Here is a 13,559-nt window from a genome sequence, read left to right on the forward strand (position 1 = left end):
CTCAATGTAACCGTCCGGATCGAGGTGTTCGCCCACCATCGCGGAGTCGGGCGAGCCCACCAGGCCCTCGAGGCGGCGCTCGTCGATTCCCAGCATCAGCACCGGCGATCCCGGAAATAAAAGAGGCGATCGCGCTCCTCCCCGTCGAAGCGGGCCATTTCCAACGATGCATCCCTCAGGGAAAAACGGACCCGTATAGCGTCGGCGAAGTCCGATCGGAAACTCTCCGCGACGTCGCAGAACGGCGCGACGGCGCGACCAAACGAATGGACGATCAGCACCGGGCGCGGCTCTTCCGCGGCCGCCGCAGTCAGCGGCAGCATCAAAACGAGCCGGAAAACGGCTGGGAACACGGTTGCAAACTGGACCAACGCACCAATTCAAGGCGAGTCCTATCAATCTACCGAAATTCCCCCTCTCCGTGGGAATTGCACCTTGTTCCGGAACGGCCGCTGCCGACTTCGGCCTTGTCCCCGCCGCCGGGCTCCCCTAATCCCCGTGCGCACATGGACCCGATGCACCTCTACGAACGCCTGTCCCTCCACGGCACCGGCATCGCCTTGGGCATCTGGCTCGTGGTCATGCACGCGTTCATGCTCGCGAAGCCGGAGCCGGTGCAGGCATTCCTCAAAAAGCTCCCGCGCAACCAGCAGCTCGGCCAGATCCTGCTGGCAGCGGGCCTGCTCTGGTTCTGGTTCCTGGTGCAGGCACCCGGCAAGCGCTGGTATCAATTCCTCGCCATGGACCTCGGCGAGTTCAATGGGCTGAAGAAGTACCTCAGCTACCTGGTGCCGCTTTCGATCGTCGCGGTGGGTCTGGCGGTGAAGGAGTTCCTGGCCGTGCGTGCGCTCGGGCTGCTGGGCCTGATGGTCGCTGCGCCGTTGTTTGAAGCCGCTTTCCTCAAGGCCCCTCAGAGCCGCCTGCTGGTCCCCGCCTTCGCGCTCGTACTGGTCATCAAGTCGCTCTACTGGGTCGGCATGCCTTACCTGTTCCGCGATTCCGTGACGTGGGCGACCGCCACGCCGCGGCGCTGGCAGGGGCTCTGCATCGCCGGGCTGGCCTACGGCGTTGCGGTTCTCGCCTGTGCCTTCCTTTTCTGGAAGGGTTTCTAACAGAAGTTTCCTTCCGCCGGCACTCTGGCTTGGATGCTTGGAAGATCGGGCCGTTGGTTCCGTTTACCTTGGCATGAAACTATTCGCAGCGATTTGTGGTACCGCCGCCCTGGTGACGGCCGCCTACAATCACCACATCCTCAGCCGCTTCGCCAAGATGTACGGCCATCTGGAGACGCCGTTGCCGGACTTGACGCGGGCGCTGCTCTGGAAGGGAGGCATGGGGACCACCGGCCTGTTTCTCGCCAGCGCCATCGTGGTATTCACCGGCCTGCTGCGGAAGAACAACGGGCTGATGGTGGCCGGCGGGGTCTCGGTGATCGTGCTGATGCTAGGGGCCGCTACCATCGTTCCGACCGCGCTGATCGTCCCCGTGGAGAAAGTGCTGCACGATGGCGACACCGGCGTCGCACGGCCTGCCCCCGCCCCGGTGCCTGCCAAAGACGACTCGATTCGGAATTGAAGGCTTCGCGGGAATCGCAACGGTGGCCGCGACTCAAGCAACGATGAAAACGCTCCCCCTCCTCGTTGTCATTTCCCCGCTGGCCGCCCAGGACGCGCTGCCGGAAATGACCGTGCTCGCCGAGCGTCGCGGCGGTAGCGTGGCCGACCTCCCCGGCTGGACGCTCGCCGAATGGGACGAAGAGGACTTCTCCAACAGAGCGCCGCGCACCCTCGACGAGTTGCTCGCCAGCGAGCCTTCGTTTTCCCTCTACCGCCGCCAAACCTCGCTCTTCGGCAATCCCACTTCGGCCGGCGTGAGCCTGCGCAATACCGGCGCCACCGCCGCCTCGCGCACGCTGGTGGTGCTCGATGGGATTCCGCAGAACGATCCCTTCGGCGGCTGGGTCTATTGGGCGCGCCACGATCCCTCGACGCTGGAGTCGGTCCGCATCGTCCCTGCCGCGCGCGCCGCCGTGTGGGGAAATGCCAGCCCCGCGGGCGTGGTCCAGCTCACCAGTCATCCCGCGTTCGAAGAGCGCCACTTGCTGCGAGTCGGCGGCGGATCACAGGGGACTTACTCGGCATCCACCTCACACACGCTGGTGGCGGATGATGACTCGCTGGCGGTGACGTTTTCGGCCTTCGGCCTGCACTCGGATGGCTTCTACGCGGTGCCGTCGTGGCAGCGCGGAACGATCGACCGCAAGCTGGCGATCGACTCGTATGGCGCGGACCTCAAGCTCGCCTGGCGCGCGGCACCGGGCATCACCGTCGAGCCGATGTTTTCGTGGTACGAGGAAGATCGTAACAACGGCACACCCCTCGCCGGCAACTCCACCGAAGCCCTCGACTTCGCAGTGCGCGTCACGTCCGAGGACGATGGCGGACTTTCCTGGCAAGCACTGGCCTACCGGCAGCAGCGGCGCTTCCAGTCGATGTTCACCTCGGTGAATGCGACGCGCACCGCGGAGACGCCATCGCTCGATCAGTTCCACGTTCCCGGCGACGGCACCGGTGCCGCGTTTACCCTGCAATGGGAACCGGAGGGACCGTGGTCGCTCACCACCGGGGCCGACTTCCGCCATACCGACGGAGCGACGAATGAGGACGCCGGTTTTGTCGCGGGCAGCTTCGTGCGCAGGCGACAAGCCGGTGGAGAGCAAAGCCTGACCGGTGTTTTCGCCGCCGCGGGCTACGAGGCCAGCACCGACACGCGGATCGATGCCAGCATCCGCCTCGATGCATGGGAACTGGAAGATGGCCGCCGCATCGAGAAGTCGCTGGTGAATGGCTCCACGCTGCGGAAGGACATTCAGCCGGATCGCGATGGAGTCGAGCCGTCGCTCGCACTCGCCCTCTCGCATGATCTAACAAAAGATGTGACGCTTGGCCTCTCCGCGGGCACGAGTTTCCGCCTGCCGACGCTCAACGAACTTCACCGTCCCTTCCGCGTCCGCAACGACATCACCGAGGCGAACCCGGCGCTCGATCCGGAGCGCTTCTACAGCATCGAGGGCACAGTCGATTGGCAGGCGGCGGAGTGCTTGAAGTTCGACGCGAGCCTCTTCCACCACTGGATCCGCGACGCCATCGCCAATGTCCCGATCACCGACCCCGCGCAGATCGCCGCGATCTTCGGCACCATCCCGCCCGGCGGCTCCGGCTCGCAGCGGCAGAATGTCGATGAAGCCCGCGTGCTGGGGCTACAAGTCGGCACGGAATGGCAGCCCAGACAGGAAGTGACCCTGCGTGTCGATGGCATTTGGAGTGACACGGAATTCAGCGAGTCCACGACCCAGCCGCTGTTGGACGGCAAGCCCTTTCCCCAAGCACCCGACCTGCGCTTGATCGCCGCCGCCGATTGGCGGGCAACCGACACCCTCACCTTCTCCGCCGGCTACGAGTATGGTGCCGATCAATACGACGACGCCCTCGCCCAACGCCGCATCCCGAGCTACACCAGCGCGCGCATCGGCGCGACCTGGCAGGCAACCGAGCAGGTGATGCTGCACGCCCGGGTCGACAATCTCTTGGACGAGGAAATCGCCACCGGCCTGAGCAGCGACGGCATCCGCACCATCGCCGCACCACGATCCTTCTGGGTCGGCGCGGAGTGGGCGTTCTAACAAACTGGGAGCGGAATTCATTCCGCCACCGTAGGCGCGGTGGTGACACCGCGGAAGCCACCGGTGAAGCGGACCTCACCCTTCCTTTCGCGTTCTCACGAACGCGCATACGTGCTGCTAAATCCCCGCGTCGATATCCAGCATGGCAAGCGACTCGAGCTCCATCTTCATCCGCGATTTCAAAACGTGCTGATACATGAAGGCACCACCCATGCCGAGCACTCCCATGACCACGTAAAGCCAACGCAAATTGCTGCGGTCCAGATTCCCCACCCAGTGATCCACAATGGTGGCGCAGACGCTTCCCAAGCCAAACAGCAGGATGGAATACAGCCACGGCTTCCGGAGATAACCAAAGCCATCGCCGGGGATGTTGAAGCCGCCTAACAGCCAGAACCCCGCCAGCAAAGCCACCAGGATACCGATACGAACCGGTGTGAACGTGAACTCCATGGCTCAGGAAGATGCCCGGACACGGCCCTTGATCGAGCCCAATCACAGGAGACACACGCGGTTCACTGCCTCTTCCTAATTCCAGAGAACCGTTCGCGCAGTTCCTTCGCAGTCCCGATGCTCAAGTGGATGGTGTAATCGTGAACGAAACCCGGCTTGATCTGCATCGTGCGGACCGGAGCAAAGTAGGAACACCCCGCACCCTTGGGGCCGTTTTCACCGGTATAGCGGTAGCAGGTGAGCTCGCTGTTGCCCGGGAAATACACCCCCATTCCCCGGCCATCGGGTCCGACATATGCCGCCCATTCCTCCGTCGCCTTGCAGCTTTCGTTCGGCCATCCGGGTTGCCGCACCGACAGCGGTTCTCCCGTCCATGGCTTGGCTCCGCTGTAGCAGACGAGGTCCGGAAAGGCGTGGTCGATGAAGACCGCGGGCAGTTCCTGATGGGCGGGCGGGTGTTCCTCGTTTCCTGTGTAAGTGAAGCGGAAGCGGATCTTCGCTATCTTTCCCTCAAGCTTGATCCATTCCTCCATCCGGCAGTCCTCCACATCCTGGCCGCCGGCCCAATTGACCGGCACGCTTTTGACGTAAAGCTCGCCGCCTTCCACCCGGGTCTCCAGGACACGCGCCGGCTTTCCCTTGAAGTCGCCGCCTTGCACCGGGTTCCAGCGCCACGGTTTCTCGACCCATTTTGAGCCGTCGGGCTTGCCATAGTAGGACTGCTGGATGAAGCGACCGCGGTCGAAGTGATTGAGCAAGTTACGGTCCCCAGGCAGTTCGGAGAGCCAGAACACCGATCCTCCTGACGAAAGGTCGACTCCGATCTTCACTTCTCCATTACTGAGGAATTTCTCTCCCTTCGCGGGTTCTTCCGCGGACGCGGTCAAAGCCAAGGCCATCCATGCAACCAGAGTCTTCATTCCGGTTGCATGAAACGTCCACTCGCGCTCCCACCTGTCAGATCAAGGAACCAGAAGCACCTTTCCCTCTCGCCCGGCCCCGCCCACGCGTTCGAGGGCAGCATCAAACGCATCCAGGGAATAGGTCGAGTCGACCGGTAAACCCATGCTGCCGTCGAGCATCAAGCGGGCGAGCCTTCCATAGGCCTCGTCCAATTCTTGTTTGGGCGCGGCTTCAATCCACTTCGTGATCCACAGACCGCGGATTTGGAGATCCTTGAAGATGAGCAAGCCATTCGGAACCGTAAGTGGCCTGCGAGCCATCGCGCCGAAGGTCACGTGGATGCCGCCGGGCGCGAGCAGGTTCATCAGCCGCAACGCGCTTTCGCCGCCGACGCAGTTGAAGGCGAGCTTCGGCTTTTCAACGCCAGCCGCTTTCGCCCCTTCAAGTCCCGCGTCGTCATCCGTCACTACCACGTCCGCGCCGAGCGCGAGCAATTCCTCGCGCAGCTCCGCGCGACGTACGAGGTTCATCGTACGTAGCCCGAGTTCTTTCGCCATGGCGATCACGCAACGTCCCACGCCGGAGTTCGCCGCATTCTGGACGATCAACGAGCCGGGCTCGAGCGTGGCAAAGCCGGTGAGCAACCGCCACGCCGTCGCCGGATTCACTTTCAGCATCGCCGCTTGCAAGGGATCGAGTCCCGCGGGCAGCTTGAAGAGATTCTCCGCCGGCAATTGCACGTGCGTCGCCCAGCTCCCCGCGCGGCGCAGCACGATGGCACGGTCACCCGCTTGGAAATCCATCGACCGGCTCTCGACTACCTCACCGCAGCCTTCGATGCCCGGCACCGCGGGCAACTCCGGCTTCACGCCGTAAGTTCCCTCGATGAGATTCAGGTCCGCCGGATTCACTGGGGCCGCCAGGATCTTCAAGCGCACCTCGCCATCTGCTAGAGAAGGCAGATCAAGCGGCTCCAACCGTAATACCTCGTCGGGCTTGCCGAATTCGTGAAACCGGAGCGCTTGCATCAGGCTTCAATGAACACCGGAAAATCCGGGCACAACAGCGAACCTTCCAGCGGGCCCTCTTTTCCGATGAACCGCATGTCGCCGCTCTCGTCGCAGAACCAGACCTCGATCGCACCCGAGTCAAAATAGAGCGCCATCTTTTCCTCCATCTCCGCCTTGGTGTTCGAGGGCAAGATGACTTTGACGCAGATCTCGCCGGCTTCCAGGAAGCAGCGCGGATCAAAGGCACGGGCATAGCGAATCTCAGAAAACCACGCCACGTCGGCGGACTTCACGCCATCGGAAGTAGAGAGAGGACACTCGGTGAGCGCGCGACCTCCCAGCAAACGATCAAGCAGGATCGCGATCCGTGACTGGCGCGAGCTGTGGAAGGAGCCGGGAGGAGGTGACATGATGATGTGCCCGTGGCGGTCGGTCTCGAAGCGACCCGCGATCTTCGCGAGCTCCGGATCGGCAAGCAGCCGCTCCCAGACACGGAGATTGAACTCCATCTGGTCCTGCCGCGGCGGAAGCTGGATCGCGAGGCTCATGAAAGGAAGCTAGCGGGAATCCCCTCACATCGCAAGTTCACGGGAACAATCCCCGCTGCGCCTTCACGTCCGCCACCGTCTTGATCGCCAGCGCCTGCGCGGCGGTGCGGTGCGGGAGCTTGTGGCGCTCGACGAAATGCAGCACGCGGGAGAAGGCGTTCTCCAGCATCGTTTCAAGCTTCGTCAGGACCTCCCGCTCGGTCCACTGGAAGCGTTGCAGGTTCTGCACCCACTCGAAGTAAGAGACGGTCACGCCACCGGCGTTGCAGAGGATGTCGGGGATCACGAAGATGTCGCCGCGCTCATTGAGGATCGCATCGGCCTCGGGCGTGGTGGGACCATTGGCCCCCTCGGCGAGCACCTTGCATTTCAGCAGCGGCGCATTTTCGCCGGTGATGACCATGTCGGTGGCGGCTGGGATCAGAATGTCACACGGCTGGCAAAGCAGTGCCGCCGGATCGATCGGCTCGGCTTCCGCAAATCCCTGGATGCTGCCGCGCGAGGCCACGTGGTCGCGCAGCTTGCGGGTATCGATGCCGCCGGCATTCCAGATCGCACCGGTCACATCCGAGACCCCGAGGATTTTCACCTTGGAATTCGACAGCGAGTAGGCGGCGTACGAGCCGACATTGCCGAAGCCCTGCACGACGGCCGTGGCCCCCTCGATCGGCAGGTTCAGCTTGTTCAACGCACGACAGGCCAGGAAGGCGACGCCGTGGCCGGTGGCCTGCGTGCGGCCGGCCGAGCCTTGGAGCGAAAGCGGCTTGCCGGTCACGATGCCCGGGACCAAACGCCCCGCGTGGGTCGAGTAGGTGTCGGTCATCCACGCCATGGTCTGCTCATTGGTGCCCATGTCGGGGGCCATGATGTCGATGTCCGGGCCGATGAAAGGGATCATCTCCATCGTGTAGCGGCGGGTGATGCGCTCGAGCTCGCCGTGGCTCATCGTGCGAGGATCACAGGTGATGCCGCCCTTGCCGCCGCCGAAGGGCAGGTCCATCAGCGCGCATTTCCAGTTCATCCACATCGCCAATGCGGCGACCTCGCCGAGGTCGACGTTCGGGTGGTAGCGCAGGCCGCCCTTCACCGGCCCGCGGGTCAGGTGGTGCTGCACGCGGTGGCCGAAATAGACTTTGACCGAGCCGTCGTCATGGCGGATCGGCACGGTCACGGTGATCAGTCGCTTGGGCCACTTGGTGCGCTCGCGCAATTCGTCGCTGAGGCCGAGGAAATCGGCCACTCCGTCGAATTGCGTGGCCGCCATGGCGAAGACCGGGTTTCGCAGAAGTTCGTCGCGCATGGGATCTTTCTAACCGTGGATCGGAGGATGCCAACGAATCCTTTGCTCGGGAACGATTCCTGCCGAAACTGTCGCCAATGACCGCCCGTGACCTCGTCCTCCCGTCGTTCTTCGGAGATGCCCTCGCCCTCGGCCCGCACTGGGTCTATGACCCGGCCAAAATCGCGGTGTGGTATCCGGGCGGCATCCGTTCCTATGACGCGCCCCGTAGTTCGTACCACCCCGCCAGCAAGGCGGCCGGCGACTTGACCCACTACGGCGACCAGACGCTGGCGCTGCTGGAGTCGTTGGCGGGGGCCGGCGGCAGCCTGGCGAACTGGCCAGCCGATTGGCGCCACTGGGCGGAAACGATCCGCGACGACAAGAGCAGCTACTTCGATGGCGCGACCCGCGGGACGCTGGAAAACCTCGCCGCAGGCGTCGCGGAGCCTTCGGACTCCCACGATCTCGGCGGTGCGGCGCGCATCGCCCCGCTGTTTGCCTTCACCCGTGAGGTGGAAACCTTGGTCCCGCTGGCCCGGGCGCAGACCGCGCTGACCCATGGCGACCCGCAAGTCATCGATGCCGCCGAGTTCTTCGCCCGTGCGGCACTTTCAATCGCCGGGGGCGCAGGCTTCGAGGAAACCTTCGACGAAGCCGCCTCGCATCCCTACGACGCGCTGCCAGCGATCGACTGGGTCACGCTCGGCCGTGATGCCGCGGATGGCGATCTCGCGGCGCAAGCCGGCGCGCTGGGCCTCGGCTGCGGCATCGGCGGGGCGTTTCCGATCACCCTCGCGGTGGCCTTCCGCCATGAGGCCGACCCGGTGGCGGCGCTGTCGGCGAATGCCATGCTCGGCGGCGACTCCGCCGCGCGGGGCCTGTTGTTAGGCCTGCTGTTGGGTGCCCGCCATGGGGCAGCGGCATTTCCCGCGGAGTGGAGCAGCGGCCTGCGCTCGATCGAGACGATCGAGCGCTTGCTACCCCAGTGAACCATCAGGCCACTGGCTTCAGCAGGTAGCCGGCGACCCAGCCTTCCTCGCCAGAGGCATTGCGGCACCAGTGCCAGCCGTGGATTTGCTTGAGCGATTCCAGCTCGTCCCCGCGGTGGATCACCAGCGTGGTCGGGTCAAAGGATTCCATGGCGGCATAGCGCCCTTCGCCCAGCGGCTCCAGGATGTCCTCGGGCACGTAGCCGTCGTTGTTGCTGTCGTCCTCCGCCCACACCCAGCCGGGCCACGCGCGATCGACCGGACCGACGGTCACTTCATCGCCCGGCACCAGGCGGATCGGATTCGTGTCCTTTTCCTCGTAGTCGGCATTGGCAGTGAAGCGGGGCATGCGGAAATGCTGACCGTAAACCGCCGCGGGAGTCGATGCCCGAAAACGGCATGGAGATCAGGCTCAGGCCTCCCCACCGATGCGACGGCGACGAAGCAGACCCAGGACGCCCGCCAAACCCAAAACACCCGCGGCAGTCGGTTCCGGGATGGCCTGCGCGGTCTGAATGGTCGGACCGGCGACCGAAGTTTGCACGGCACTGGAAATGAGAGCCATGTCAGCGCTAGGCTTCGGTCCGCCCTGCGGGCTGGAGACCACGCTCACCGAGCCGGTCGTCGGGCTGATGACGTTCGCCTGATAGTAGTTGGTGACCGTCGCCTCCTGATAGGCGGCGTCGAAAACCATCGCGTTGATGACGTCCACGCCTGAGGCCAGCGCCGCATTGCGGGCGGCCCTCGTCGCGTTCGCGTCCGCCTGATAGAAGCCGGTCGCGTCGTCGATGATCGTGATCTGCTGGACGGTCCCGTTCGAAGGGGATGCAGCCATGTGGTTCGTCGCCGAAGTCAAGGCGTTGACGTAGCTGACGCCCCAGCCGGTGTTCGGATAGGCGATGCTCCGCACGCTGTTGGCGAAATTGAAGAAATCCTGCTGGGTGGTCAGCTCGCGCCACGTGATCACCACGGGGTTGGTCGGCAGGTTGTAGAGCATCACCGAGGACGCGATCTTGCCGTAAACCCCGCCTTGGGTCACCGCGGCGTAAAAGCTCTGGCTCTCGAAGGACTTCGCGACGTTGTCGAGGATCAGGTTGAAGTCGCTCTGGGAGTAGGTCTGCGCATCGACCAAGATCAACAGCTCGGTATCCACGTTGCCGGCATTCGACGGAAGGACGAGCGCACAGGCAGCAGCAAGGGCCAGCAAGCCGGACCGGACCCGGGAACAAGGGAGGGAGAGGGAGGTTGTCACGGATATTTTAAAATTTAGTAAAACCAGATTACTTAAATTTACTAAGTTTTCAATGGTTTTTTCCGCGCAGGGAGCCGGCGGCGGGATTTTTATGAATCGCCGCTTTCGCCGAGGAACTTAATGGCTCACCTCGCCAGCGGCAACGAGACCACGAAGCACGCGCCGCCATTGGCCGCGTCCTCGTAATAAACATCCCCACCCATCGCCTTCACCAGCTCGTGGACGATGTGAAGCCCGAGACCGGTGGAGAGCTCGTTGCCGGTCGGGCGAGCGCTGAGGCGGGTGAATTTGCGGAAGAGCTTCGACCGCTCGTCCTCCCTCACACCCGGGCCTTGATCCTCGATCCGGAAGACCCCATCGCTGCCCTCGCTCGTCAGACGAACGCACACCCGCGAACCGGGCGGCGAAAACTTGATCGAGTTCGAAACGAGGTTTTCCAACGAGCACAGCAGCGAACGGCGGTCAGCGCGGACCGGAATCGTTTCAGCGGCGCACTCGAGGGTGACTTCGATTTCCTTGTTCGCCGCTTGTTGAGACAGCGCCTCCATCGCCTGCACGGCGTAATCGCGCAGGCACAGCGACGTCAGCTCGAGATGGGATTTCGCCTCCTCCAGCCGCTGGGTCTGCAGCAGCGAGGCGGTGATTTCCAGCGCCCGCGCCGCCGATTGGGAAATGCTGTCCACCAACCGCGCTTGTTGCAGCGACAATGAACCCGCCTCCTCTTCGAGCATCGCCGCGGCGAACATCACGCCTCCCAGCGGATTCTTGAGATCGTGCGCCACGATCTCCAGCAGATGGTTCCGCTCCTCCACCGCCGCCGACAGGCGCAGGCGCATCTGCCGCAGGTTCAGGTGGAGTTGGACGCGCGAGAGCAGCTCGGGGCCGTGGAAGGGCTTGGTGACATAGTCCACCGCTCCGGCAGCCAGCGCCTCGGTCACGAAGCTCTTGTCGGTGACCGCGGACAGGAAGATCACCGGCAGGCCGTGCCACTCGGGCTGGGAAAGCAAGCGCCGGCACAGGTCGAAGCCGGTCATTCCCGGCATCATCACATCCAGTAGCAGCAGGTCCGGCTTGGCCGTGCGCATCTTGGCCAAGGCCTCTTCCCCGCTGCCGGCCGCGATGACCTCGTGACCCTGCTTCAGCAGCAGCGGGCCGACGACCTGGATATTCCTCGGCTCGTCATCCACCACGAGGATGAGGGCGGGACCAGACGGCGGCGGCAACGGATCGAAGTCAGACATCGGCAACAAGCAATTCGATCACTCCGGGGAAAGCTTCCAGCAAACGGCCTGCCTCCGCGACATCCATCGTCCCGGCCGCGGTCGCCAGCCGGCGGGCGTAGTCTTCCAAGGGCGGGCAATGGTGGCTCTGCGCCAGCGCCGAGATCTCGCCCGCAAAGCCAGCCGTCGCCTGCGCCGGCACCAGCTTGATCAAGGACGCCAGCTTGGTCTCGCGCAGCCGCTCGAGGTCCGGGCGCAGCTCCGGCCACGTGCGATCGCTGGCCGCGATCACCACGGGCTCCGCGGCCTTGGGCCGGGCGGTGGCCGCCGCGGCGGGGACGGGTAAAAAGTGCGCGAGTTCCAGATAGAGCCGCTCCCGGCTGACCGGCTTGCTCGCGAAGCCGTCGAAGATCCGCTTGAGCTCCTCCTGTCCGTCCAGCAACGTCGAGGCCGACATTGCCACCACCGGGATGTGCTTGGTGGCCTCGTTCGCCTTCAGCATCGCGAGCGCGGCGCGGCCGTCGGTCATCGGCATCCGCAGGTCCATCAGCACTACGTCCGTTTTCTGGCGCAGGCACAGCATCACCGCCTGCTCGCCATTCTCCGCCTCCAGTATCTCGTGGTGAGTGCCTTGGAGGAAGCCACGGATCAGCTCGCGGTTCAACGGCACGTCGTCCACCACCAGGATCTTCGCGGGCGCGAGGCGGTTGAAGTCCACCACCCCGTCGCCAAGGCCGGCGTTGGTCTCCACGACTTGGCCGTGGCAGCGGCGCACCGGCACCCGCAGGTGGAAGATGGAGCCGTTATCCGGAGTGCTGCGCGCCCCGATGTCCCCGTTCATCAGGACGACCAGCCGCTCGCAGATGCTCAGGCCCAGCCCGGTGCCTTGGAACTGGCGACTCTGCTGGGATTCCACCTGATAGAAGGGGCGGAAAATGTCGCGCAGCTTGTCTTGGGCGATCCCGATGCCGGTGTCCTCCACCTCCACGGCCAGGAACATCTCGTCGCCTTCCCCTTCGCTCTCGCCCCGCATCGTCACGGCCACCCGGCCGTCGCGGGTGAATTTCACCGCATTGCCGATCAGGTTCACCAGCACCTGCCTCAGGCGCAGCGCATCGAAGAACAAGTAGGCCGGCACCGAGCGCTCAAGCCGGATCGAGAACTCCAGCCCCTTCTCACGCGCCCGGTAGGAAAACAGCGTCTCCAGACCGTCCGTGAACCGCTTCATCTCCACCGCTTCCGGATTCAACTCCAGCTTCGCCGCCTCGATCTTCGAGAGGTCGAGGATGTCGTTGATGAGCGTCAGCAAGGCACGGCCGCTGGTGACGATCGCGTGGGCGAAATGCTTGTTCTGGGGTTTTTCCACCGACTCGTGGAGCAGCTCGCCGAAGCCGAGGATGGCATTCATCGGCGTGCGGATCTCATGGCTCATCATCGCCAGAAAGTCGGTCTTGGCCTTGTCCGCTTGCTCGGCCTTTTCCTTCTCCAGCTCCAGCTTCGCCTCGCGCTCCTTCGCCATGAGGTAGAGCCCGAGCAGCACCACGCCGGTCACCCCCGCGAGCAAGGTCACGGCACCGGTGGTCACCACCACGGTATTGGTATCCTTGAAATTCTGCACCATCCGTCGTTGCCCCTCGGCCAGCAGATTCGCCTCCTCCAGGCGCATCGCTTCGATTTGCACCCGGATTTCATCCATCAGGGTGCGGCCCTCGCCGGTATCGACGATCGCCGCAGCGGCTTCGTATCCTTGCTTGCTCCGCACGTCGATTCCGCGCGCCAGCTCTTCCTTCTTCAGGCGGAGGGCATCCCGAACCCGCCTCATGCGATCCTGCTGGACGGGGCTTTTCCCGATCAATTCCGCCAGCACATCGATCCGCTTGTCCACCTCGCCCACTGCCGCATGGTACGGCGCAAGGTAGTCTTCCTGGCCAGTGATCACATAGCCGCGCTGACCCGTTTCGAGGTTGAGCATCGCGGTCAGGCAGTTTTCCAGTTCCATCATCACCCGGTGGGTGTGATCCACGCTCTTGGCGTCCTCGAGGATGGCACGGGTGTTCCGCACCGAGGTGACCGCACCGTAAATGATCATCACGAGCGCCACGAGGGCGGGAACCAAATAGCGGGCCTTCAAGTGCCGTCGCATGCGTTCGGGCTGCTTTCCGCTACACGGCACCATCCCGGCCGTTGAGCGACAAGCTCTTTCCTCCAAGCCGCTGGTTT

The 13,559-nt window shown here is 64.0% G+C and carries 14 protein-coding genes; 4 read left to right on the forward strand and 10 right to left on the reverse strand.

The genetic code is table 11. The features are described from left to right. Positions 1-95 precede the first annotated feature (95 nt). Positions 96-323 carry a hypothetical protein gene (locus tag OKA05_RS13745; protein WP_264487731.1) on the reverse strand — a complete coding sequence of 76 codons (228 nt, stop codon included), beginning with the start codon at positions 321-323 and terminating at the stop codon, positions 96-98. 183 nt (positions 324-506) lie between these two features. Between OKA05_RS13745 and OKA05_RS13750 the strand changes: the two genes are divergently transcribed. The 3 genes from OKA05_RS13750 (at position 507) to OKA05_RS13760 (ending at position 3,682) form a co-directional block, all read left to right on the forward strand. Beyond that, complete coding sequence (locus tag OKA05_RS13750; protein WP_264487732.1) at positions 507-1,112, forward strand: hypothetical protein; 606 nt, start codon at positions 507-509, stop codon at positions 1,110-1,112. 73 nt (positions 1,113-1,185) lie between these two features. Further along, positions 1,186-1,575, forward strand: a complete 390-nt coding sequence (locus OKA05_RS13755; protein ID WP_264487733.1) for a hypothetical protein — start codon at positions 1,186-1,188, stop codon at positions 1,573-1,575. Positions 1,576-1,618: 43 nt separating this feature from the next. After that, the gene (locus tag OKA05_RS13760) at positions 1,619-3,682 is read left to right on the forward strand and encodes a TonB-dependent receptor (RefSeq protein ID WP_264487734.1); all 2,064 of its coding nucleotides are present in this window, start codon (positions 1,619-1,621) and stop codon (positions 3,680-3,682) included. A 117-nt stretch (positions 3,683-3,799) separates the two neighbouring features. On the opposite strand, the gene OKA05_RS13765 is transcribed toward OKA05_RS13760, so the two are convergent. The 5 genes from OKA05_RS13765 to OKA05_RS13785 form a co-directional block, all read right to left on the reverse strand. Further along, positions 3,800-4,135 carry a hypothetical protein gene (locus OKA05_RS13765; RefSeq protein ID WP_264487735.1) on the reverse strand — a complete coding sequence of 112 codons (336 nt, stop codon included), beginning with the start codon at positions 4,133-4,135 and terminating at the stop codon, positions 3,800-3,802. Positions 4,136-4,197: 62 nt separating this feature from the next. Continuing rightward, positions 4,198-5,055, reverse strand: a complete 858-nt coding sequence (locus tag OKA05_RS13770; RefSeq protein WP_264487736.1) for a hypothetical protein — start codon at positions 5,053-5,055, stop codon at positions 4,198-4,200. Positions 5,056-5,097: 42 nt separating this feature from the next. Beyond that, the gene (locus tag OKA05_RS13775) at positions 5,098-6,066 is read right to left on the reverse strand and encodes an MDR family NADPH-dependent oxidoreductase (RefSeq protein WP_264487737.1); all 969 of its coding nucleotides are present in this window, start codon (positions 6,064-6,066) and stop codon (positions 5,098-5,100) included. Then, positions 6,066-6,596: a Uma2 family endonuclease gene (locus OKA05_RS13780; protein WP_264487738.1), complete on the reverse strand. Its 531-nt coding sequence runs from the start codon at positions 6,594-6,596 to the stop codon at positions 6,066-6,068. The genes OKA05_RS13775 and OKA05_RS13780 overlap by 1 nt, the downstream gene beginning before the upstream one ends. Before the next feature lie 37 nt (positions 6,597-6,633). Continuing rightward, entirely contained in the window at positions 6,634-7,896 is a 1,263-nt protein-coding gene (locus OKA05_RS13785; protein ID WP_264487739.1) for a Glu/Leu/Phe/Val family dehydrogenase, read from the reverse strand. A 77-nt stretch (positions 7,897-7,973) separates the two neighbouring features. On the opposite strand from OKA05_RS13785, the gene OKA05_RS13790 reads away from it, so the two are divergent. Further along, positions 7,974-8,867 (forward strand): ADP-ribosylglycohydrolase family protein, encoded by an 894-nt coding sequence (locus tag OKA05_RS13790; protein WP_264487740.1) that lies wholly within the window; start codon positions 7,974-7,976, stop codon positions 8,865-8,867. A gap of 4 nt (positions 8,868-8,871) precedes the next feature. Here OKA05_RS13790 and OKA05_RS13795 read toward each other — a convergent pair whose 3' ends face one another. The 4 genes from OKA05_RS13795 to OKA05_RS13810 form a co-directional block, all read right to left on the reverse strand. Then, entirely contained in the window at positions 8,872-9,216 is a 345-nt protein-coding gene (locus OKA05_RS13795; RefSeq protein ID WP_264487741.1) for an SH3 domain-containing protein, read from the reverse strand. A gap of 63 nt (positions 9,217-9,279) precedes the next feature. Further along, complete coding sequence (locus OKA05_RS13800) at positions 9,280-10,119, reverse strand: DUF1194 domain-containing protein (RefSeq protein WP_264487742.1); 840 nt, start codon at positions 10,117-10,119, stop codon at positions 9,280-9,282. 125 nt (positions 10,120-10,244) lie between these two features. Beyond that, positions 10,245-11,360 (reverse strand): hybrid sensor histidine kinase/response regulator, encoded by a 1,116-nt coding sequence (locus OKA05_RS13805; RefSeq protein ID WP_264487743.1) that lies wholly within the window; start codon positions 11,358-11,360, stop codon positions 10,245-10,247. Then, positions 11,353-13,482: a CHASE3 domain-containing protein gene (locus OKA05_RS13810; protein ID WP_264487744.1), complete on the reverse strand. Its 2,130-nt coding sequence runs from the start codon at positions 13,480-13,482 to the stop codon at positions 11,353-11,355. The genes OKA05_RS13805 and OKA05_RS13810 overlap by 8 nt, the downstream gene beginning before the upstream one ends. Between the last annotated feature and the right edge of the window lie 77 nt (positions 13,483-13,559).

Origin of the sequence: Luteolibacter arcticus (assembly GCF_025950235.1) — a bacterium.
GTDB lineage: Bacteria > Verrucomicrobiota > Verrucomicrobiia > Verrucomicrobiales > Akkermansiaceae > Haloferula > Haloferula arctica.

What these genes read in the sequence shown, in the direction of transcription:
- OKA05_RS13745 (WP_264487731.1), bottom strand. Translation starts at nt 323, where the DNA reads ATGCTGCCGCTGACTGCGGCGGCCGCGGAAGAGCCGCGCCCGGTGCTG.
- OKA05_RS13750 (WP_264487732.1), top strand. Translation starts at nt 507, where the DNA reads ATGGACCCGATGCACCTCTACGAACGCCTGTCCCTCCACGGCACCGGC.
- OKA05_RS13755 (WP_264487733.1), top strand. Translation starts at nt 1,186, where the DNA reads ATGAAACTATTCGCAGCGATTTGTGGTACCGCCGCCCTGGTGACGGCC.
- OKA05_RS13760 (WP_264487734.1), top strand. Translation starts at nt 1,619, where the DNA reads ATGAAAACGCTCCCCCTCCTCGTTGTCATTTCCCCGCTGGCCGCCCAG.
- OKA05_RS13765 (WP_264487735.1), bottom strand. Translation starts at nt 4,135, where the DNA reads ATGGAGTTCACGTTCACACCGGTTCGTATCGGTATCCTGGTGGCTTTG.
- OKA05_RS13770 (WP_264487736.1), bottom strand. Translation starts at nt 5,055, where the DNA reads ATGAAGACTCTGGTTGCATGGATGGCCTTGGCTTTGACCGCGTCCGCG.
- OKA05_RS13775 (WP_264487737.1), bottom strand. Translation starts at nt 6,066, where the DNA reads ATGCAAGCGCTCCGGTTTCACGAATTCGGCAAGCCCGACGAGGTATTA.
- OKA05_RS13780 (WP_264487738.1), bottom strand. Translation starts at nt 6,596, where the DNA reads ATGAGCCTCGCGATCCAGCTTCCGCCGCGGCAGGACCAGATGGAGTTC.
- OKA05_RS13785 (WP_264487739.1), bottom strand. Translation starts at nt 7,896, where the DNA reads ATGCGCGACGAACTTCTGCGAAACCCGGTCTTCGCCATGGCGGCCACG.
- OKA05_RS13790 (WP_264487740.1), top strand. Translation starts at nt 7,974, where the DNA reads ATGACCGCCCGTGACCTCGTCCTCCCGTCGTTCTTCGGAGATGCCCTC.
- OKA05_RS13795 (WP_264487741.1), bottom strand. Translation starts at nt 9,216, where the DNA reads ATGCCCCGCTTCACTGCCAATGCCGACTACGAGGAAAAGGACACGAAT.
- OKA05_RS13805 (WP_264487743.1), bottom strand. Translation starts at nt 11,360, where the DNA reads ATGTCTGACTTCGATCCGTTGCCGCCGCCGTCTGGTCCCGCCCTCATC.
- OKA05_RS13810 (WP_264487744.1), bottom strand. Translation starts at nt 13,482, where the DNA reads ATGCGACGGCACTTGAAGGCCCGCTATTTGGTTCCCGCCCTCGTGGCG.